The sequence below is a fragment of the Anabaenopsis sp. NIES-4685 genome, assembly GCF_059725405.1.
Window position 1 is genome coordinate 3,692,992 of sequence record NZ_AP043602.1, and the last position, 18,361, is coordinate 3,711,352.

At 40.7% G+C, this 18,361-nt stretch carries 24 protein-coding genes and 1 pseudogene; 11 read left to right on the top strand and 14 right to left on the bottom strand.

What is annotated here, in order from left to right; genetic code table 11:
* Positions 1-100: 100 nt before the first annotated feature.
* From AC6IZ0_RS15790 to AC6IZ0_RS15805, 4 genes are all read right to left on the bottom strand, one after another.
* Positions 101-493 (bottom strand): PH domain-containing protein, encoded by a 393-nt coding sequence (locus AC6IZ0_RS15790; protein WP_497723800.1) that lies wholly within the window; start codon positions 491-493, stop codon positions 101-103.
* On the bottom strand, positions 480-884 hold the full coding sequence (gene rnpA / locus AC6IZ0_RS15795) for a ribonuclease P protein component (protein ID WP_271733438.1): 405 nt from the start codon (positions 882-884) through the stop codon (positions 480-482). Before rnpA ends, AC6IZ0_RS15790 begins: the two co-directional genes overlap by 14 nt.
* A gap of 21 nt (positions 885-905) precedes the next feature.
* The gene (rpmH, locus tag AC6IZ0_RS15800; protein WP_497726078.1) at positions 906-1,028 is read right to left on the bottom strand and encodes a 50S ribosomal protein L34; all 123 of its coding nucleotides are present in this window, start codon (positions 1,026-1,028) and stop codon (positions 906-908) included.
* 207 nt (positions 1,029-1,235) lie between these two features.
* Positions 1,236-1,787: a DUF2808 domain-containing protein gene (locus AC6IZ0_RS15805; RefSeq protein WP_271733440.1), complete on the bottom strand. Its 552-nt coding sequence runs from the start codon at positions 1,785-1,787 to the stop codon at positions 1,236-1,238.
* Between the two features lie 739 nt (positions 1,788-2,526).
* Here AC6IZ0_RS15805 and AC6IZ0_RS15810 point away from each other — a divergent pair.
* The 4 genes and pseudogenes from AC6IZ0_RS15810 (at position 2,527) to AC6IZ0_RS15825 (ending at position 6,791) form a co-directional block, all read left to right on the top strand.
* The gene (locus AC6IZ0_RS15810) at positions 2,527-3,693 is read left to right on the top strand and encodes a Re/Si-specific NAD(P)(+) transhydrogenase subunit alpha (protein ID WP_271733441.1); all 1,167 of its coding nucleotides are present in this window, start codon (positions 2,527-2,529) and stop codon (positions 3,691-3,693) included.
* A 61-nt stretch (positions 3,694-3,754) separates the two neighbouring features.
* Entirely contained in the window at positions 3,755-4,048 is a 294-nt protein-coding gene (locus AC6IZ0_RS15815; protein ID WP_271733442.1) for an NAD(P) transhydrogenase subunit alpha part 2, read from the top strand.
* Positions 4,045-5,453, top strand: a pseudogene (locus tag AC6IZ0_RS15820) (NAD(P)(+) transhydrogenase (Re/Si-specific) subunit beta). The gene AC6IZ0_RS15815 and the pseudogene AC6IZ0_RS15820 overlap by 4 nt, the downstream one beginning before the upstream one ends.
* A 474-nt stretch (positions 5,454-5,927) precedes the next feature.
* Positions 5,928-6,791: an acyl-CoA desaturase gene (locus tag AC6IZ0_RS15825; protein ID WP_497723801.1), complete on the top strand. Its 864-nt coding sequence runs from the start codon at positions 5,928-5,930 to the stop codon at positions 6,789-6,791.
* Positions 6,792-6,906: 115 nt separating this feature from the next.
* Here AC6IZ0_RS15825 and AC6IZ0_RS15830 read toward each other — a convergent pair whose 3' ends face one another.
* Positions 6,907-7,068: a hypothetical protein gene (locus tag AC6IZ0_RS15830; protein WP_271733447.1), complete on the bottom strand. Its 162-nt coding sequence runs from the start codon at positions 7,066-7,068 to the stop codon at positions 6,907-6,909.
* 7 nt (positions 7,069-7,075) lie between these two features.
* Entirely contained in the window at positions 7,076-7,165 is a 90-nt protein-coding gene (gene petN / locus AC6IZ0_RS15835) for a cytochrome b6-f complex subunit PetN (protein ID WP_006195543.1), read from the bottom strand.
* 100 nt (positions 7,166-7,265) lie between these two features.
* Between petN and AC6IZ0_RS15840 the strand changes: the two genes are divergently transcribed.
* From AC6IZ0_RS15840 to AC6IZ0_RS15850, 3 genes are all read left to right on the top strand, one after another.
* Entirely contained in the window at positions 7,266-7,709 is a 444-nt protein-coding gene (locus AC6IZ0_RS15840) for a hypothetical protein (RefSeq protein WP_497726079.1), read from the top strand.
* 84 nt (positions 7,710-7,793) lie between these two features.
* Positions 7,794-9,167 (top strand): cytochrome P450, encoded by a 1,374-nt coding sequence (locus AC6IZ0_RS15845; protein WP_497723803.1) that lies wholly within the window; start codon positions 7,794-7,796, stop codon positions 9,165-9,167.
* A gap of 674 nt (positions 9,168-9,841) precedes the next feature.
* The gene (locus AC6IZ0_RS15850; protein ID WP_497723804.1) at positions 9,842-10,261 is read left to right on the top strand and encodes a hypothetical protein; all 420 of its coding nucleotides are present in this window, start codon (positions 9,842-9,844) and stop codon (positions 10,259-10,261) included.
* Between the two features lie 301 nt (positions 10,262-10,562).
* Here the strand turns inward: AC6IZ0_RS15850 and AC6IZ0_RS15855 are convergent, their stop codons facing one another.
* Together AC6IZ0_RS15855 and AC6IZ0_RS15860 are read right to left on the bottom strand one after the other, a co-directional pair.
* A complete protein-coding gene (locus AC6IZ0_RS15855) occupies positions 10,563-10,775 on the bottom strand; it encodes a type II toxin-antitoxin system HicB family antitoxin (protein WP_271762091.1) in 213 nt (70 codons plus the stop codon).
* Positions 10,776-10,777: 2 nt separating this feature from the next.
* Entirely contained in the window at positions 10,778-10,918 is a 141-nt protein-coding gene (locus tag AC6IZ0_RS15860) for a type II toxin-antitoxin system HicA family toxin (RefSeq protein WP_497723805.1), read from the bottom strand.
* Positions 10,919-11,359: 441 nt separating this feature from the next.
* Here AC6IZ0_RS15860 and AC6IZ0_RS15865 point away from each other — a divergent pair, with 441 nt between their 5' ends.
* From AC6IZ0_RS15865 to AC6IZ0_RS15880, 4 genes are all read left to right on the top strand, one after another.
* Complete coding sequence (locus AC6IZ0_RS15865; protein ID WP_497723807.1) at positions 11,360-11,587, top strand: hypothetical protein; 228 nt, start codon at positions 11,360-11,362, stop codon at positions 11,585-11,587.
* Between the two features lie 199 nt (positions 11,588-11,786).
* Positions 11,787-12,089: a hypothetical protein gene (locus AC6IZ0_RS15870; protein ID WP_497723809.1), complete on the top strand. Its 303-nt coding sequence runs from the start codon at positions 11,787-11,789 to the stop codon at positions 12,087-12,089.
* A gap of 7 nt (positions 12,090-12,096) precedes the next feature.
* Positions 12,097-12,267: a type II toxin-antitoxin system PemK/MazF family toxin gene (locus AC6IZ0_RS15875; RefSeq protein WP_497726080.1), complete on the top strand. Its 171-nt coding sequence runs from the start codon at positions 12,097-12,099 to the stop codon at positions 12,265-12,267.
* 7 nt (positions 12,268-12,274) lie between these two features.
* Positions 12,275-13,447 (top strand): pyridoxal phosphate-dependent aminotransferase, encoded by a 1,173-nt coding sequence (locus AC6IZ0_RS15880; protein WP_497723810.1) that lies wholly within the window; start codon positions 12,275-12,277, stop codon positions 13,445-13,447.
* Positions 13,448-13,536: 89 nt separating this feature from the next.
* On the opposite strand, the gene AC6IZ0_RS15885 is transcribed toward AC6IZ0_RS15880, so the two are convergent.
* The 6 genes from AC6IZ0_RS15885 to AC6IZ0_RS15910 all read right to left on the bottom strand — a co-directional run bounded on the left by AC6IZ0_RS15885 (position 13,537) and on the right by AC6IZ0_RS15910 (position 18,002).
* Positions 13,537-14,208: an SDR family oxidoreductase gene (locus AC6IZ0_RS15885; protein WP_497723812.1), complete on the bottom strand. Its 672-nt coding sequence runs from the start codon at positions 14,206-14,208 to the stop codon at positions 13,537-13,539.
* 445 nt (positions 14,209-14,653) lie between these two features.
* On the bottom strand, positions 14,654-15,316 hold the full coding sequence (locus AC6IZ0_RS15890) for a matrixin family metalloprotease (RefSeq protein ID WP_497723814.1): 663 nt from the start codon (positions 15,314-15,316) through the stop codon (positions 14,654-14,656).
* Between the two features lie 161 nt (positions 15,317-15,477).
* Positions 15,478-16,080 (bottom strand): TerD family protein, encoded by a 603-nt coding sequence (locus AC6IZ0_RS15895; protein WP_497723815.1) that lies wholly within the window; start codon positions 16,078-16,080, stop codon positions 15,478-15,480.
* Between the two features lie 10 nt (positions 16,081-16,090).
* Positions 16,091-16,666 carry a TerD family protein gene (locus AC6IZ0_RS15900; RefSeq protein WP_271731460.1) on the bottom strand — a complete coding sequence of 192 codons (576 nt, stop codon included), beginning with the start codon at positions 16,664-16,666 and terminating at the stop codon, positions 16,091-16,093.
* 151 nt (positions 16,667-16,817) lie between these two features.
* Positions 16,818-17,393, bottom strand: coding sequence for a TerD family protein (locus AC6IZ0_RS15905; RefSeq protein ID WP_497723816.1), 576 nt, complete (start codon positions 17,391-17,393; stop codon positions 16,818-16,820).
* 165 nt (positions 17,394-17,558) lie between these two features.
* Entirely contained in the window at positions 17,559-18,002 is a 444-nt protein-coding gene (locus AC6IZ0_RS15910; protein ID WP_497723817.1) for a tellurite resistance TerB family protein, read from the bottom strand.
* Positions 18,003-18,361 lie beyond the last annotated feature (359 nt).

Below are 18,361 nucleotides of genomic sequence, written 5' to 3' on the forward strand. Positions count from 1 at the left end.
TTTTTTATATTTATAGCTTACTAGATTAAAGTAAATGTTACCTTCGCTAGTCCCTACTATTTTGTAGAGACGCGACGAATCGCGTCTCTATTACTGCCTATTACTTGTTAGCGGCACCGCTATATAGGGGATTTTTAGCTTTAACTCTTTCATTGATGTAGTCATAAGTCTGGCGGAAATTGGGAACAGCCCGCATTTCTAGGCGACTACCATTTCTGAGGGTTAATACCATATCTCCCCAAAAGCCAATGCCACGGGGAACTTTGACAATTTTCACAATCTCTGAATAAATGATATCCGTGCGATCGCCTCCTCTCCAACCTCCCGTTACGGAAATCCGGCGGTCAGTGATGCGGAAACGTAGCCATAATGCTCTGACAATGGCTCCCACAGTCAATGGTAGCCCGACGACAGTTAGTCCAATCAACACATTGAGGATTAAGTCCCCGATGTGGGGGCCTCCCTCATAATAAACTTCTTCACGAATGCCCATCAAACACCTCAGCTTTTACCAACAACTCTTTTAATTCTTGCAGAAATTGCTGGCTTACGCACTGAGATTCTGCTGCTGCTGGTTTGACAACAATGACTAGCCGCCAACCTGGAAACAATTTTGGCAATAGCTCATGCAGTGCAGCTGTAATCTGGCGTTTGATCCGATTACGAATTACTGCTTTTTTGCTGACTTTTGTGCTAATGGAAACGCCAAATTTTGTGCTCGATAGTGGCTGCTCACTGATTACAGTATCCAAGGAAGGCTTTTTCAACCCTGAAGGTTTTAAAGCTCTCAATGTGAAATGAGAACTGTGACGACGAATTCCTTCCCGGAAAACTGCTTGGAAATCTTTTCGAGATTTTAATCGATTTGCTTTGGGCAAAGCCACATCTGGTCTTCTTGAAATTTCCTAAACGCTCAGACGATGACGTCCCCTTTTTCTTCTGGATCGGATCACATTTCTTCCTGTTGGTGTCTGCATCCTAGCCCGAAAACCAGAAGTTCTTTTTCTTTTACGGCAAGTGCCGCCCAGGTCCTCTTCATCCCGTTCTCCTCTTAGGCGATTTTTATAAAAAGTTACAATCCCTTACTATATCACTTCCAGAACTAAAAATGATATTTTTTTTAAATGTCCTCAACAATTAATCAGGCGGGTTGATGAAGACCATCGTTGATAATTAAGCAAATCTGTGATATCCTCCGTAGCCTAGGCATACCCGCCCTTAGTAAAAATGATTGCTTAAGAGATACTCAAAACCCAGGTTCCCACATAACGCTCTAAGGGTAAATCCCCAGGAGAGAGAATCTGACAGTTAAAATAATACATACCACCAAAACTCGGTGTTTTGACATCTGACAGCACTAACTCAACTTCTCCTCCGGCTGCTACCGGCTTTTGGGGGAAAATTTCTATACGGCGAGCTTCTTTGTTCCATTTGACTTCATCTAGGGGAACTTTTTCACCTTTGACTTTGACCTCCACTTTGTTCGGGTCGAAACTTCCTTCGTAATAATCTGGGTAGCTAACCACAAACTGAGATGCGGCTAAGTTCATTTTTTTGGCTGGTATTCGCAGTCTGAATCGCTCCCAGCTATTAGCCTGTCCGCCAAAGTCTAATCTAAAGGGAAGCTGATTTTTACTGCTAACGCCGCCAAATAGCGTCAGTCCCGGTAAGCCTTGAGCTACAGTTATGACTGGAAACCCAGTCAACAAAGAGCTAGTGACGGCTAGAGCCGAAACAAGTCTCACAAGCAGTTGACGATCACAACCAGGAAATTGTAAATTTTGCATAGTCTAGGTTTCCTCCACCAGAAAACAGGTTAGTGATATAAACTAAGTCTTGAGTCCTCTTAACTCAACTTTACTACTGACACCCTGGTAATTGACGTTAAATTGAAGCAAAAAGTGCCATCACTCTTGAAAGCTTAAGTTTTACTCAAAATATAGAAATCCGGTTTGGTTTCTGAATTGATTTGTCTAGGTAGGGAACAGGGAACAGGGAACAGGGAACAGGTAAGAAGAATTGCCATGTGTACTGAGTCTTGTTCAAAAATCAAATAGGAGTCCTATATATAGTTATAATTTAGACTAAGTAGAAATCAATTTTGTTGCTAAATATGTCTAAATACATCTAATTCCAAAGGTTTTGTGATAAAAACTGATCTATCTAGTAAGCGATTGCGCACCAGCGCAGTGCTGGGGCATTGGCCAATCAAGGGATAGATTGAGGAAAATGAGCTTGATTCAAAGCAGCAATCATTAAAAAATAACGCTAAAAAAATATGTAAAGAAAGAATACTAAAATTTTGCAATGCCTAAAACAAACTAAAGAGAAAGATGCAAAATTAGTAATCAATTTAGGATTTGTAATATGTGAATCTATTTGTGACTATCGGCAAGTGTCAAATCTGCAAGGGGCGAAGTGAGGTTACAACACAGAAAAGCAAAAGTATTTAAGGGTTTATCTACCAGGAAAAGCCATCTCAGACAGTGACGCCCAAAAAAGAGGTATTTATCTCCAGGAGATTTCATGAAAATAGCAGTTGCTAAAGAAATTGAAGTTTGTGAACGACGTGTGGCATTAAATCCTGACACCGTTACCCGGTTAGTGAAACAAGGTTTGGAAGTATGGGTAGAAAAAGGTGCGGGAGAAGGCTCTTGTTTTAGCGATTCTGCCTACGAAGCAGCAGGAGCAACAGTTATAACTGATCCAGCTAAATTATGGAGTGAAGCAGATATTGTACTCAAAGTTAGCCCACCAAAAGAGCGAGAAAATGGCGGCTCAGAAATAGAATTACTGCGACAGGGATCTGTGTTAATCAGTTTCCTTAATCCTTTGGGAAATCCCGCAGTAGTACAGGAACTAGCAAATCGGCACATTACAGCTTTGAGTATGGAGATGATCCCCCGTACGACCAGAGCGCAAAGTATGGATGCTTTGTCTTCCCAAGCTTCACTAGCAGGATATAAAGCAGTATTAATTGCCGCTGCTGCATTACCTAAATATTTCCCGATGCTGACCACAGCCGCCGGCACGATCGCCCCAGCTAAAGTATTTATTATGGGGGCTGGTGTAGCGGGATTGCAAGCGATCGCCACAGCCAGACGCTTAGGTGCGGTAGTAGAAGCCTTTGATATTCGTCCCGCAGTCAAAGAAGAAGTGCAAAGTCTGGGGGCGAAATTCGTCGAAGTCAAACTCGAAGAAGAAACAACTGCAGCGGGAGGATATGCCAAAGAAATTTCCGAAGCTAGTAAACAACGTACCCAGGAAGTTGTGGCGGAACACGTGAAAAATGCCGATGTCGTGATTACCACCGCCCAAGTACCCGGGAGAAAAGCACCAAGACTAGTAACAGAGGAAATGGTAGCACAAATGAAACCGGGTTCAGTAATTGTAGATCTAGCAGCCGAACAAGGGGGTAACTGTGCTTGCACCCAAGCAGGTAAAGATATTCTCTGGAATGGCGTGACGATTATTGGCCCCATCAACTTACCCTCATCAATGCCAGTTCACGCTAGCCAGCTGTATTCTAAGAACTTAACATCCTTGCTGCAATTATTAATCAAAGATAAAACTCTACAAGTAGATTTTGCTGACGACATCATTGATGCGGCTTGCATTACCCACGCCGGGGAAATTCGCAATCAAAGAGTGCAGGATGCGCTAAAAGCTTTGAGTCCTCAAATCGGCACTTAACTAACCGCCCCTCAAAACCTATCTGTGTGCATCTGTGGTTACAAACAGGAGATTTCAGTTCATGACCGAAGCATTACTCGCTGCTTTATTTGTATTTGTTTTGGCATCCTTTATTGGCTTTGAAGTGATCAACAAAATCCCACCGACTTTACACACCCCCTTAATGTCAGGCTCCAATGCCATTTCTGGTATTGCTGTATTAGGGGCAATTGTAGCTGCTGGTGCTAAAGATACCAGTATATCAGTAATTCTCGGTTTAATTGCTGTGGTACTAGCGACAGTTAACGTTGTCGGTGGTTTTCTCGTCACAGATCGGATGTTGCAAATGTTCAAGAAAAAGGAAGTTAAGGCGTGAGCGATTTTCTACCAACTGGGATTCAGCTGACGTACCTGGTCGCTGCATCATTATTTATCCTGGGTTTAAAGAAACTGGGTTCCCCAGCTACAGCACGTAACGGTAACGTGATCTCGGCTGTGGGGATGCTGCTGGCCATTGTCGCCACACTCTTAGATCAGCAGGTACTCAACTATGAGATGATTTTAGTCGGCTTGGCTATTGGTGCCGGAATTGGTGCGATCGCCGCTTACAAAGTCCAAATGACGGAAATGCCCCAAATGGTGGGTTTACTTAATGGTTTAGGTGGTGCTGCTTCCGCACTCATCGCCGTTGCCGAGTTCTGGCGGTTAATTGGCAATGCCCAACCCATACCTCTAGATGTAAACATTTCCATTTTACTGGATGTCTTAATCGGTGGTGTCACCTTAACAGGTAGTTTTATCGCCTTCGCCAAATTGCAAGGTTTAATCAGTGGCTCTCCCATTAAATTACCTTTCCAACAACCATTTAACCTCGCCCTACTGGCTGCCTACTTAGTAGGTAGTGTCTATTTAATCATCACACCCGACAGCCTACCCATATTCTTCGCCGTGGTAGGAGTTTCTTTAGTATTGGGTGTTATGTTCGTCCTCCCCATTGGTGGGGGCGATGTTCCTGTAGTCATTTCCCTATTAAACTCCCTATCTGGGATAGCAGCCGCAGCCGCAGGGTTTGTGGTCATGAACAATATGTTGATTATCGCTGGCGCACTGGTGGGCGCATCGGGTTTAATCCTCACCCAGATTATGTGTAAAGCGATGAATCGTTCATTATTTAACGTGCTGTTTGGTGCCTTTGGTGGGGAAGCGTCCGCTCCTAGTGGTGGCGGTGCTACAGGTACTACAACCAATCAAACAGTCCGCAGCATTGACCCCGAAGAAGGAGCAATGATGTTAGGTTATGCTCGTAACGTCGTCATTGTCCCTGGTTATGGTATGGCTGTAGCCCAAGCCCAGCACACTGTCAGGGAATTAGCAGATCAATTAGAACGCATGGGCGTTGATGTTAAGTATGCTATTCACCCCGTCGCCGGTCGATGCCGGGGCATATGAATGTGTTACTCGCAGAAGCCAATGTGCCTTATACCCAGTTGTATGACATGGATGATATCAATCCCCAATTGGAAGGGGCGGATGTGGCTTTAGTAATTGGTGCCAATGATGTGGTCAATCCAGCAGCCCGCAGCGATACCAATAGCCCCATTTATGGTATGCCGATTTTGGAAGTAGATCGGGCAAAGCAGACAATTGTCATTAAGCGCGGCATGAGTACGGGTTTTGCCGGTGTAGATAATGAATTATTCTACAAAGAAAAAACTACCATGCTTTTTGGTAGCGCCAAAGATATGGTTTCTAAGTTGGTTTCCGAGGTAAAGCAGCTTTAAGGACTATTTTCAAGGGTCAGCTTGCCCTGGGAGGTATCATGTTCCTGGGGCAAGTTTTTTCTGCCAAGATTATTTCACAACAGATCAATCTAATATGCCTAATGATAGAAGCTAATCAAAATGTAAAATTTTGAAATTGAACTAAGTCTCGATGACCAAAAATGCCCGATAATCAATATTGTTGAATTTGTCTGCTGACACAGCACATTTCATCTGGGTGAGGTAAATCAATAGCTGGCAAAACTTCGCCGTCAGCGCTCAGTCGATAGCTTGTGTAGGCTAGCCATAAGCAGCCCGCAACACTACACTTTGATCAGAAAATATGCTGTCAACCCACTACATAACAAACTGCACAAGATGGATGGGTCAAATTTTATGGATCTAAGAAAAATTTAGATTTTGATTTTCAGAATTTGGTCTTTGAAAACAACAAAGATTAAATAATCAGGGTGTGTCATTACTCAGTATATTTATATGTTATCAAAACAAGAACGTCAAATAGATTTTGTAGGTAATATCCCTTTTATATCAGTTCATATTGGTGGATTATTGATTTTTTGGGTAGGTTTTAGTTGGACTGCTTTAATTACTTGTTTATTATTATGGTTTGTGCGGATGTTTGGCATCACCGCCGGATACCACCGTTATTTTTCACACCGTACTTATCAAACAACCCGTTTTTTTCAGTTTATTCTGGCGGTTTTAGGTAATGCTTCGGCGCAGTTAGGCCCATTATGGTGGGCTGCACATCATCGTCATCACCACAACTATGCAGATACAGAACAAGATATTCATTCCCCCATTATTCATGGTGGCTGGTGGTCACATATTGGTTGGGTAGTCTCTCCTCAATATTCTCAGACTGATGAACGCAAGATCCGAGATTTTGCCAAATACCCAGAGTTACAGTATTTAAACCGTTTTCATATGGTGGTGCCTATCTTGCTAGCAATCGCCGTTACTGTTATCGGCATATTGTTTCAGATTTATCTTCCTGGCCTACAAACATCTGGTTTGCAGATGCTTATCTGGGGGTTCTGTTTAAGTACTGTCCTGGTTTATCACTCAACTTTTACAATTAATTCTCTCGCCCATATCGTTGGTTACCGTCGTTTTAATACCTCGGATAATAGTCGCAATAATCTGTTTTTAGCTTTAATTACTTTAGGTGAAGGTTGGCATAATAATCATCATTATTATCCCGCATCAGAACGTCAAGGTTTCTATTGGTGGGAAATAGATATTACTCATTACATTCTTACCCTATTATCATGGCTGGGAATTGTTTGGAATTTAAGAACTCCTCCTCAAACAATTTATGACCAGTCTCATAGTTAAGCTAAAAAGTAGTATTACCACCTTTTCGGATGTGATACTTGCGCCAACTCAAATAGGAGAAATACTCAAAAATGGTGTAGGAACATGATTAAATCACGTCCCTACAAATAATGAATTATCGTCGTTTGGGAGAAGTGCGTCGCAGTTCGCGTTTTTCCTCTTCTCGGCGACGGCGATCGCGCCAATCTGCTAAGGTCAGATAACCAACCCCACCAGTCACCGCTACCAGCAGCAGCAAGGCCAGTAAGGCCAAAATATTTAGGAATGGATTTTCCACGATTCCCCTATAGTCCGTTACGTCCCCACACTACCATCGCAATTGACCAAGTAAACACAACCAACAGCGATACCCAACCAAGTGTTAAAGTTGCCATAGTCTTACACTTTCTCAATAATTACAAAACGTCTCTAATACCCATAATAATGTGAAAGGGCTGCTGATAGGTGGTCAAGAAAACTTCAGATATACAAACCATGGCCGAACGCCTAGAATCTCTCAAAGCTGGAATAATTTCGGCTATTTCCTTAAGTCTTGCCTTCCTAATTACCAGTCTGGTAAATACTATGGTGTTAGTACAGTATTTTCCCACACTGGCAAGTCTATATACAAATATTAATTTTCATTGGTGGCTCAGTGGCGGAATCGCTGGTTTGTCTGGTTTCCTCTTTGGTGTTACCTACCGCTACATTATCCGCACAGATAACAACACTCAACTTAAATCCGGTGCTGTACTGGCTTTCGGTTTAGTGCGGGGCTTAACTCAGCTCAACTCTACCGAGAATATTATACCTGATTTAGTCCAAGCCGGGGAAAGTATATTCTGGTTCGCCATGGGGGCGATCGCCCTTGATACTGTTATGCAAATCGGCTGGGTGAAACCTTTCCCCTCCACAAATGATAGGGAGCAACTAAACTAAGATTCATACACAATTTCTGTTCCCTCTTCATAGCGATCGCCCCTTAGTACAGTCAACCGTCAACCGTCAACAGAAACTACTTAGATGCAAACACCCAATCTGATTAAAACCCCCTCTTTTATCCAAAAAATACAATGGGTAGCTGACCCTGTAGGGTATATGGAAACAGCAGCTCAAGAATATCCCGATATTTTCTCCGCCCAAGTGGTGGGGTTTGGTAACAACCTGGTATTTGTTAACCATCCCCAGGGCGTGCAAGAAATTTTAACCAATGACCGTAAGAAATTTGTTGCCGCTGGGAAAGAGAATAGAATTTTACAACCTTTACTAGGTGACTATTCGGTGATTATGCTCGAAGGCGATCGCCATCGTCAGCGACGAAAATTAGTCATGCCGTCTTTTCATGGCGATCGCATGCGAAACTATGGTGAAATCATCAGGGAAATTACCACCAAAGTCTGGAGCCAACTCCCCACAAACCAACCCTTCACCACCCGCACCGCCACCCAGAATATTTCCTTACAAGTAATCTTACAGACAGTTTTCGGTGTCTATGAAGGAGAACGCAGCCAACAACTGCTAAAAAATCTCTCATTAATGGCGGATATATTTCGCTCACCATTAACTTCTAGTTTTCTATTTTTCCCCTCTCTGCAAACAGATTTAGGACCCTGGAGTCCTTGGGGTAATTTTTTACGCAATAGACAAAAAGTAGACCAGTTAATTTACGCAGAAATCCGCGAACGCCGACAACAAACCGATGAGAATCGTATTGATATTCTCTCCTTGCTCATGTCAGCAAAAGATGAAAACGGTAACTCAATGACAGACCAAGAGTTACGCGACGAATTAATGACCCTGTTATTCGCCGGTTATGAAACCACAGCCACCGCCATGGCTTGGGGATTATATTGGATTCATAAACACCCCGAAATTAAAGAAAAACTGCTCCAAGAACTGCATACCCTGGGTGATACACCAGACCCCATGAGTATATTCCGGTTACCTTATCTCACCGCTGTTTGTAATGAGACCTTACGGATTCATCCAGTAGCCATGTTAACCTTTCCCAGAGTAGTCAAAGAACCTGTAGAACTCCTAGGATATTCTTTAGCACCGGGGACAGTATTAATGGGCTGTATGTATCTCATTCACCAACGGCAAGATTTATACCCCGAACCCAAGCAGTTTAAACCAGAAAGATTTCTGGAACGTCAATATTCCCCCTATGAATTTATGCCTTTTGGTGGCGGTGTCCGGCGCTGTTTAGGTGAAGCCTTAGCCGTGTTTGAAATGAAACTAGTATTAGCCACCATCTTATCCCGCTATGAACTTGCACTAGCTGATACCAAACCAGAAATACCCCAACGTCGGGGTGTAACTTTAGCCCCCGGTCGTGGGGTGAAGATGCTGATCAAACGCCAACTTGCACCCCAACCATCCCCCCAATTAATTTAAAATAGGACTTTATCCATTGACAAAATAGCACAATAGTGTTATTATGCCGCCTATTTTCTCCTTCAATGCACCAGTTAACTATTCCCGAAGTTCAATCAAAAAAGCTGAAATAGTGATTCTTCTGTTTTGACATCGTCAATCTAGCGAGTGCCGATTAACCTCGGTCGCTTGCTGTATAAAGGTTTCAGCCTTTGACAGACTGGGGTAAAGTCCATTTCAGCCACCTGTTTTTCTGAACTTGGCTAACGCCACGCTATCGCTATCGGAAAGTGCCTCTAGACTTCTTACGGAGTATGTGTTTAAAATAGAGGGGTCCCCACTCGCTGGGGACATTAATTGAATGGAAACATTAAATTGTTTGTAGTTACAGATAGAAAATAAAGTGTGTCCCCACTCGCTGGGGACATTAATTGAATGGAAACTTCTACTTCAAGAAGGTAGAAATTGTACTCTTTTGTCCCCACTCGCTGGGGACATTAATTGAATGGAAACATACCGCCAAGAACGCCAAGAAAATTTAGAGTGGGCATAAGCCCTATGTATTACAAACAAATCTACTAAGAGGTACTTAATGTTAAAGTTTGAATATAACTCTATTAGAAATGCTCTCAGCCAAGCTTTAGAATCTTTGCCGGATTGGAGAAGTCTAAACCCCTTTCAGAAAGGACAAGAAATTGATAAATCTTTATTTTGCAAAACTTAAATATTTTAGTGAAGAATTTACTAAAGAGAGAAAACATGATGATATTTTGCAAGAGTTAAAGAAAATTTTAGAAAAAGAAAACACCGAAGATATTGATGAAACACTGGATAGTAAATTTACTGTACTTATAGATATTAAATCTCCTGATCTAATAATAAGCGCCTATATACCTGAAATAAAAAAATTTATCGAGGATGAATCACCAATTCTATTACACCCTGATTCACGATATTACTTTGTTAATGAAAATATATGGGAGATTATCAAAGAAGTTATTTTTAAAAAATCTAAAGCAACAGAAACAAAAGAGGATTTTTTCAACATAGCAGAAGACTATGTAAAACTGAAAGAATGTTTTGACATAAAAATGTTAGTTTTCGAGGCTTCTTAAATTTGTGTTACGGAAGAAAGATTCTAATTTAACTTCTTCCTGTATGAGCCGTAGTCGTGTTCAATGTCCGCTACTGAGATTTTTACAGGTGCGAAAAAGGCAATATCGCGATCGCTTGCACAACAGCTTAGAATAAGCATGGAATTTGGGAACCAGAATCTCATCTTGATCAAGTGCATCCAGTCCCCACTCCCTGGGGACATCAATTGAATTAATACTCTTAACCCCGGTGGTTGAGCGTAGTCGAAACCCAGCGTAGTCGAAACCACGATCGCCCCAAAAAGCATAAGCACGGGAAGCATTATGCAGCTACATCAACATAATCACATTCGGTTTGCGGTTGAGGAATGTTTAATCCATCTTCTATTAATGCTTCTAAGTGAAAAGCAATTGCTTCTTGAATATTTTGTTTAACTTCTTCTATTGTGTCACCAACACTCACACATCCAGGTAAATCAGGCACGTAAGCAGAATAGTTTTCTGAAGCTTTTTCAATAATAATTGCATAACGCATGATCATTCCTCCAATTGTGCTTGTTTAAGAATACTTTTAAGAGTGCCAATTCCTAAATCTTTGGAATGTTTACCAGGAACAGTTACTGTTCCCAGTTTATTAGGGTGTTTATATTGACGATGACTTCCTTTAGTTCTCGACAAATACCATCCATCTGCTTCTAATATTTTGATATAGTCATCCTATTTGACTTGAGAAATTATCAGTGAGGAAAGGGAACACCGGAACAGGGAACAGGGAACAGAAATTGTTCATGAATCATTTAGGATTGCTATAATTTCAGAAACTTTGATTGTTTATTTTATCATTTTTCACGTTTTTATCTCGGCATAAAAGAATCTTGCCGATATATAGGGACTTGACCAAATTAGAAGAATACACTATGATAAATATACACATAAAAATCACAAGGATGTAGCAGACGTGCTTTAAGCATGACATCCCGTTACCTTTTTAGGTCGAGGAAATCCCGGTAAAGACGTTCTGAATACCAAAAATATTTTTTTGTATTTGTTTATAGTTTTTTAGAGAGCGATCGCCCTGATTCGATATAATGGTATAAATACTATCAACAACTCTTGACTATGCAGATTAGTGAAGAAATCACAATCAAAGTGAGTCCTAAAGTTGCTCAAGCCTATCAAAAAGCAACGGAACGGAAAAAGCAATCTTTGGTAATGCTAGTTAGTTTATTTTTACGAGAGGATCTGAATGAGGAAGTTGATTTTCTTGGTAAATTGATGGATGAAATTAGCGATAGAGCAGTTTCCACAAGGCTTGACACCAGAAATTTTGGAGACAATTCTGAATGAATAATCTCCCTAAATATGTATTAGATAGCAATATTATTGTTAGTGCTTTATTATTCATAAAACGGGATTATGTGATGAAATTCCTGTAAAGGCAAGAAAATAAAAAAATGCAAAAAAGCATTGACTCTTTCTCAACTATTTTTAGTGCGATCGCCGACATCATAAACTACAATAAAAATACTTAAAGAAATGGCTGAAAATGGTCAAATCAACTTTGTACACAACAACAAAAGTCCTGCCAGGAAATAGAATTGAAATTCAATCTCCAAATCTGACTGTAGGACAAACTGTTGAAGTCGTTATTTTGGTTCAAGAAGTTAGTCCTGATTCGTCTACTACCGAAAATATCTCTCCATCTTTAAAAGAGCGTCTTGCTTTTCTGAAGTTACCAATAGCTGAACGTAGGAATATTCTCGAAAGTCAAGCCGACATAATGCTCTCTCACTATCAACAAGATTCTGAATGGCAGCAGTTAATGGCAGGTGATATCATTGACTATTAGCCCTGATATGCCAAAACGTGGAGAAATTTGGTTAGTCAACTTTGATCCCACTGTTGGTGCAGAAATCAAAAAAGTGCGCCCTGCTGTCGTTATCAGTTCAGATTCAGTAAGAAAACTTCCTATTGTACAGTGCGTAAGTCCTATAAAATTAGCAACATATAACATTAGCAACATATAATATTCTTATGCACACCCTAGCCTCTCGTATGCAGGCGGTACAATCGCCAATCATTCCTGTGGTTGGGGAATTAATCCAAAATTCCCCCGGTACCATTTCCTTAGGACAAGGTGTAGTTTCCTACAACCCACCACCAGAAGCCATTCAGCTTTTACCCCAATTCTCAGCAGATTCAACTAATAATTTATACAAGCCAGTTGAGGGAATCCCTGTATTATTAGCAGCGATCGCCCAAAAATTAGAAACTTTCAACCGCATTATTATTAACCAAAATAACTCAATTGTAGTCACTGCGGGCAGCAACATGGGGTTTATGAACGCCATTTTAGCCATTACTACCCCCGGTGACGAAATTATCCTGAACACACCTTACTATTTCAACCATGAAATGGCCATAACCATGGCCGGGTGTACTCCCGTATTAGTAGCAACAGATGAAAATTACCAACTGCGTCCCCAAGCGATCGCCCAAGCAATTACCCCCAGAACCCGCGCTGTAGTCACAATTTCCCCCAATAATCCCACAGGAGTTATTTATTCAGCAGCGGCATTGCAACAGGTAAATCAAATATGTGCGAATCATCGCATCTACCATATTAGCGATGAAGCCTACGAATATTTTACATACAACGGTGTCAAACACATTTCCCCTGGTAGTTTTGAGGGTGCAACAGATTACACCATTTCTCTTTATAGCCTATCCAAAACCTATGGGTTTGCAAGTTGGCGGATTGGTTATATGGTAATTCCCCAACACCTACTAGAGTCAGTCAAAAAGATTCAGGATACAATTTTAATTTGTCCCCCCGTAGTTTCCCAGTATGCCGCAGTAGGAGCATTACAATCAAGCTCAGAGTATTTACATAATCACATTGGAGCAATTGCCCAAATCAGAGAAATAGTCATAGATGCCCTCAAACCCCTAGCAGGTCTATGTAATATTACTCCTGCTGATGGTGCATTTTATTTCTTCCTCAAAGTTAATACCCATATCGATAGCTTTGAATTAGTAAAAAGGTTAATTCAAGAACATCAAATAGCAGTAATTCCCGGTACAACTTTTGGCATGAACGATGGATCTTATCTGCGGGTAGCTTATGGGGCGTTGCAAAAAGATACAGCTAAAGCAGGTATAGAAAGATTAGTAAAAGGCGTACACAGGATAGTCAGTAATACTTAACCCATCCTGCGCCTTATGTGTAACAAGTGTCTTTGTTTGTATCCTTGATAGTTCCTTGATCAGAGCCTATTGGCGTTGAGACCCGCCAATTAATCTAAAGCAAATTCTACAAACTCTAGTTGTCCAGCTAACATATTTTTATCCACCGCCGACAAGGTTTTATTATGAGAACGGGGAGAATTTAAACAACCACAAACTAACTGGGCGACATCTGCCCGGTGAATAGTGCCAACAATAAGCGGATCTTCGGTTAAAATACCATTGCCTGTTGCCGGTTCCGATTTTAAGCCACCGGGGCGAATGATAGTGTAAGTCAGCCCACTAGCAATTAAATGTTGTTCGGCCTTGTCTTTTTCCACTAACACAGGTCCCAATGTTGCTAGAGCTTGGGGAGGTAAAGCACCAGCACTATTACCAGTACCAATGGATGAAATTAAAATAAACCTTTGTACCCCTGCTTTTACTGAGGCATCAATGAGATTTTTATTACCCAGATAATCAGCCCTTTCACCCTCCGAAGGTAAACCGCCAATGGTACTAATTACCGTTTGGATAGGTTCATCACCGAGTATGGCAGCTTCTACATCACTGATATTTAAAGCATCTCCCATGACAGTTTTAACACCTATTGCTTCTAGTTCAGGAGTTTCGCTTCTTAGGAGTGCTTTCACCCGGAGATTTTGCGCCGTTAAATATTTAGCAATTTCTCGACCAACGCCACGACTTGCGCCGGCGAGAAAAATGTAAGATCCAGTGGTCATATTAAGGGATTATAAATTGACTTCCTCAGCTTACAATGTAGCGAACTCATTAAACGCCAAAGTTCACCAATCACAAGCACTATGGATGTGCCGACAACTACACGCACCCAATCCTTCGGTGTTCCCTGTTCCCTGTTCCCTGTTCCCTGTTCCCTAAGATAAAAATTACCTGTTGAAAACTTATCAAACATCCTCTTAGACAACCCTGTAAAGGCAGACTGACTTAATCCCAAGCATCGAGCATTAAACAAATTCCAGAATTGTAACATTTTCCTTGCTCAACTATGGTACTGCGATAAATTTTGTAAGCAGGATAGGTTCCGATACAATACTGTGATTTCTAGCCTCAGCTTGAGTTATTTTTCTAACTGGTTCCGCTGATTGCATATTTTTTCACCTTATCTAATAGAAAGAAAATACCTTTTATGAAATTTTGTAAGACAAATTAAGCTGATGTTTCCAGCTTTTTATACTTCCTAATAGCGTTATTCATCAAGATAATTTGTTCAGCATGAAATGACGGAGGCATTAAGCTATGAATCCTATGTTCTAGTCCATCATGCATTACATCTGTGGGTAATTGAGAGTGATCTAATCCCAATGTATGACCAATTTCATGGGTAATAGTATTAGCAATCAAGTTAGATAATTGAGCCAAATTTAGACTTGCTTCATGGGAAACATCAAGTATTTTGTCTAAACGAACAAGAGCAATAGTAGTAACTTGCTGATGAGTAAAACTAGCAATTCCGAGATAGTCAACTGGTTGCTGGTCAGCTAATACATGGATATGGGTGAAATTATCCCCCCACTCTGTTGAATCAGGATGTTCTGAGGTCAAAAACACATTGACACTCCTAAAAGCACTAAAGACCTTAGCAAGAGCATCTGTCATAACTGCTAGTATTGTGCTATTGTCCTCAATGTCAAGAATCACTCTGGAAATATCAACCAAAATACAATGGCGAATATCGCGATTGTCTTTAGCTATTAACCATCCACAATAGGGACACACTAGCCAACTTGTTTGAACACGAGAACGACAACCTTGACAGTGAAGCTTTGCAGGTCTATCAAGGTTAATTCGTTCCCAAATCGGAACTTTCATCTCAGGATTTGTCTTCCTCAGATTTAGACGTTCATAAAGAGACATTTTACTTAGAACCAGCTACCCGACTAAAGCCAAATCCGTACTTTTTATCTGCTGCTTCATGACCGCTAAAGTACTTCTTTTAAGAGTAATAGCCATGATTGTATAATCCTAGATATTCAACAGTAAGACCTGATCATGTCTGCTAAACCGTTGACAGTGATCCCATTGCCCACAGCTGCCATTTTCCATTCATTATTGTGTCGATATACTTCCGCCAATATCATTCCTGTGCTCCCCTGATAATCTCTACCTGAGAGGTTATATCTAGCCAGTTCTTTGTTATTATCTGCATTGACTAAACGCACAAAAGCATTTTCAACTTGGCTAAAGTCCTGTTTACGGCGAAGGCATTCATAAATATTGATTACGAAAACCAATTTAGCAATCTGGGTTGGTATCCGAGGTAAGTCAACAATAATCACCTCATCATCCCCATCACCTGCACCAGTTAAGTTATCCCCTGTATGAATAATGGCTTTTGACGAATGCTGAAGATTCCCAAAGTAGACAATATTCTCTTTACTGGTTAACTTACCATTGGCATCTAGGCAAATTACAGAAGCATCCAAATCATACTGAGCACCACCAGCAAAGTTACTAAAAAACCCCCCACCGGATGTTTTTGCTACATCCCAGCCTAGTCCACACATCAACTTAGTCAGGGTGGGAGCTTCCTTAGACAGAGAAATTCTCTGTCCTTTTTGTAAATTAATTCCCATATCTCATCTCCTAGCTATAACGATCTAATAATGCTTGTAAGCCACCTTGATAACCAGATCCGACTGCATTTAAACGCCACTCTCCATCTTTGCGATAGATTTCAGCCATAATTAATGCAGTTTCAACAGAGTAATCCTCAACCAAGTCGTATCTAACTACTTCTTGATTAGTCTGAGCATTAACGATACGAACAAAAGCATTTTGAACCTGACCAAAGTTTTGACCTCGTTTTCCGGCTTCATGAATAGTTACCGTAATCACAATTTTCTGAATATCAGCAGGAACCTTTTGCAGACTAATCTTGATGACCTCATCATCACCATCACCAACACCTGTCAGATTATCCCCTGTGTGTTCTACTGACTTGCTTGCATCTGGACTGGTCCGGTTATTGTAAAAAATAAAGTGGTCGTCAGATATCAACTTTTCGTTACTACCGAGTAGAAAAACTGATGCGTCTAGGTCAAAGTCATAGCCAGTGTCCGTTGGTTTCACATCCCACCCCAAACCAACAAATACCTCCGTAAGTCCCGGCGCAACTTTTTCTAGTGAAACCCGTTGTCCTTTTGTTAACGTAACTGCCATTTTTTTGGTCTCCTAAAATTCAACCTTGAACGAATAAATTTGTAAAGTGCCTAACTTCTCATAGAATTGGTATGACCAACCATCTTACTGGGGTAAATGAAAATGCTGACTTTTCCCCCAGTAAAATGGTTTTAGCCTTCTGGAGAATTACCTAGTTATAGCGATCAAGGAGCGCCTGTAAACCACCTTGATAACCAGACCCGACTGCATTTAAACGCCACTCACCATCTTGACGATAAAGTTCAGCCATGATCAATGCTGTTTCGATGGAATAATCTTCTGTAAGTTCATAGCGGACAGCTTCTTCTTTTGTCTGCTCATTCACAATACGTACATAGGCATTTTGTACTTGACCAAAATTTTGATGGCGTTTTTCTGCGTCATGAATAGTCACAGCGATCGCAATTTTTTCTACCTCATCAGGTACCTGATTCAAAGAAACTTTGATTGTCTCATCATCTCCTTCACCTATACCCGTCAGGTTATCTCCTAGATGTTGAACTGCTTTATCAGCATCAGGACTTTTAGGATTGTTATAAAATATAAAATGGGCTTCAGATATGAGCTTATCATGAGAATTGAGCAGAAAAGCTGAGGCATCTAAATCAAAATCTGTGCCGGTATCAGTAGACTTTACATCCCATCCAAGACCAACAAAAACTTGAGACAGACCCGGTACAACTTTCTCAAGAGAGATACGTTGTCCCTTCGCCAGATTAATTGTCATTATTCAAGACTCCGTGATAATTCAGGTAATATGTAGTCGGAATATATGTATATAGCCTTTTTCAGGCTCATGAAGTACACACCAATTCCCTGTTCCCTGTTCCCTGTTCCCTGTTCCCTGTTCCCTCAAACTAAAAAAAATTGTACCTCACGAGCATGGGAAATGCTATAATTGAAACTCTAAGGGATTCAAAGACAAATTTTGACATATTTCTCGCACAACTTGCTTCTCGGATTCGTCGAAATTATTATCAGCCGAACCGATGCTACAACATACTATAATCAATAATTTTGCAGCATCGGAATTATTCTTGAACTTACTAATAGCTTTTAGTGCTTGTTCTTTACCAATATCTGAGTCAAACTCAAAACCACTCACAAAATAATTGAATCTCTCAATGACATCATTCATCTCAAATACACGCAGTTCCTCACTTCTAGCAATGAAACCAGCCATTTTTTGTTTTTCCGTAGAATGAATATGTCCATCTGCAGCTGCTACTAAAGCGCATCCCGCAACAATAGCATCCATGAATTCTTTGTTTTTAAACCGCACAATAGAATCATGTAGATTTTTTTGTTGTTCTTTTACCCAATTTAAAAAAGTCACGACAGTACTCCAGTTTTACTTGATGCTCAGAGGATGTCTGCTGCATTGCATAGCAACAGATATAAATACTTTCAGTTCATCTATCGGAGGTAATCATCCGCATTGAAAGTTTTCGATGAAATGTATCATAATAAACCGGATTAATTTTGACAACTAAGAGTATTGTATAAATATAATCATCTATCTAAAGATAGATATTTAATCAAAAGATGATAATATCCTCACCTAGCGGCTAAACCCCAAGATTGCTACTCGCGCCTTATAATCTATAATACATACTTATTATTAGTAACAAAAATTACTTTTATTTCCATCGTAGCCACTATACTTACATCTGTTACCAAAACTATTTCTGGGAT

Excerpts from the sequence above, each read along its gene's own strand:
- AC6IZ0_RS15790 (WP_497723800.1), bottom strand. The coding sequence starts at position 493 with ATGGGCATTCGTGAAGAAGTTTATTATGAGGGAGGCCCCCACATCGGG.
- AC6IZ0_RS15805 (WP_271733440.1), bottom strand. The coding sequence starts at position 1,787 with ATGCAAAATTTACAATTTCCTGGTTGTGATCGTCAACTGCTTGTGAGA.
- AC6IZ0_RS15810 (WP_271733441.1), top strand. The coding sequence starts at position 2,527 with ATGAAAATAGCAGTTGCTAAAGAAATTGAAGTTTGTGAACGACGTGTG.
- AC6IZ0_RS15815 (WP_271733442.1), top strand. The coding sequence starts at position 3,755 with ATGACCGAAGCATTACTCGCTGCTTTATTTGTATTTGTTTTGGCATCC.
- AC6IZ0_RS15825 (WP_497723801.1), top strand. The coding sequence starts at position 5,928 with ATGTTATCAAAACAAGAACGTCAAATAGATTTTGTAGGTAATATCCCT.
- petN (WP_006195543.1), bottom strand. The coding sequence starts at position 7,165 with ATGGCAACTTTAACACTTGGTTGGGTATCGCTGTTGGTTGTGTTTACT.
- AC6IZ0_RS15840 (WP_497726079.1), top strand. The coding sequence starts at position 7,266 with ATGGCCGAACGCCTAGAATCTCTCAAAGCTGGAATAATTTCGGCTATT.
- AC6IZ0_RS15845 (WP_497723803.1), top strand. The coding sequence starts at position 7,794 with ATGCAAACACCCAATCTGATTAAAACCCCCTCTTTTATCCAAAAAATA.
- AC6IZ0_RS15855 (WP_271762091.1), bottom strand. The coding sequence starts at position 10,775 with ATGCGTTATGCAATTATTATTGAAAAAGCTTCAGAAAACTATTCTGCT.
- AC6IZ0_RS15865 (WP_497723807.1), top strand. The coding sequence starts at position 11,360 with ATGCAGATTAGTGAAGAAATCACAATCAAAGTGAGTCCTAAAGTTGCT.
- AC6IZ0_RS15870 (WP_497723809.1), top strand. The coding sequence starts at position 11,787 with ATGGTCAAATCAACTTTGTACACAACAACAAAAGTCCTGCCAGGAAAT.
- AC6IZ0_RS15875 (WP_497726080.1), top strand. The coding sequence starts at position 12,097 with ATGCCAAAACGTGGAGAAATTTGGTTAGTCAACTTTGATCCCACTGTT.
- AC6IZ0_RS15880 (WP_497723810.1), top strand. The coding sequence starts at position 12,275 with ATGCACACCCTAGCCTCTCGTATGCAGGCGGTACAATCGCCAATCATT.
- AC6IZ0_RS15885 (WP_497723812.1), bottom strand. The coding sequence starts at position 14,208 with ATGACCACTGGATCTTACATTTTTCTCGCCGGCGCAAGTCGTGGCGTT.
- AC6IZ0_RS15890 (WP_497723814.1), bottom strand. The coding sequence starts at position 15,316 with ATGAAAGTTCCGATTTGGGAACGAATTAACCTTGATAGACCTGCAAAG.
- AC6IZ0_RS15895 (WP_497723815.1), bottom strand. The coding sequence starts at position 16,080 with ATGGGAATTAATTTACAAAAAGGACAGAGAATTTCTCTGTCTAAGGAA.
- AC6IZ0_RS15900 (WP_271731460.1), bottom strand. The coding sequence starts at position 16,666 with ATGGCAGTTACGTTAACAAAAGGACAACGGGTTTCACTAGAAAAAGTT.
- AC6IZ0_RS15905 (WP_497723816.1), bottom strand. The coding sequence starts at position 17,393 with ATGACAATTAATCTGGCGAAGGGACAACGTATCTCTCTTGAGAAAGTT.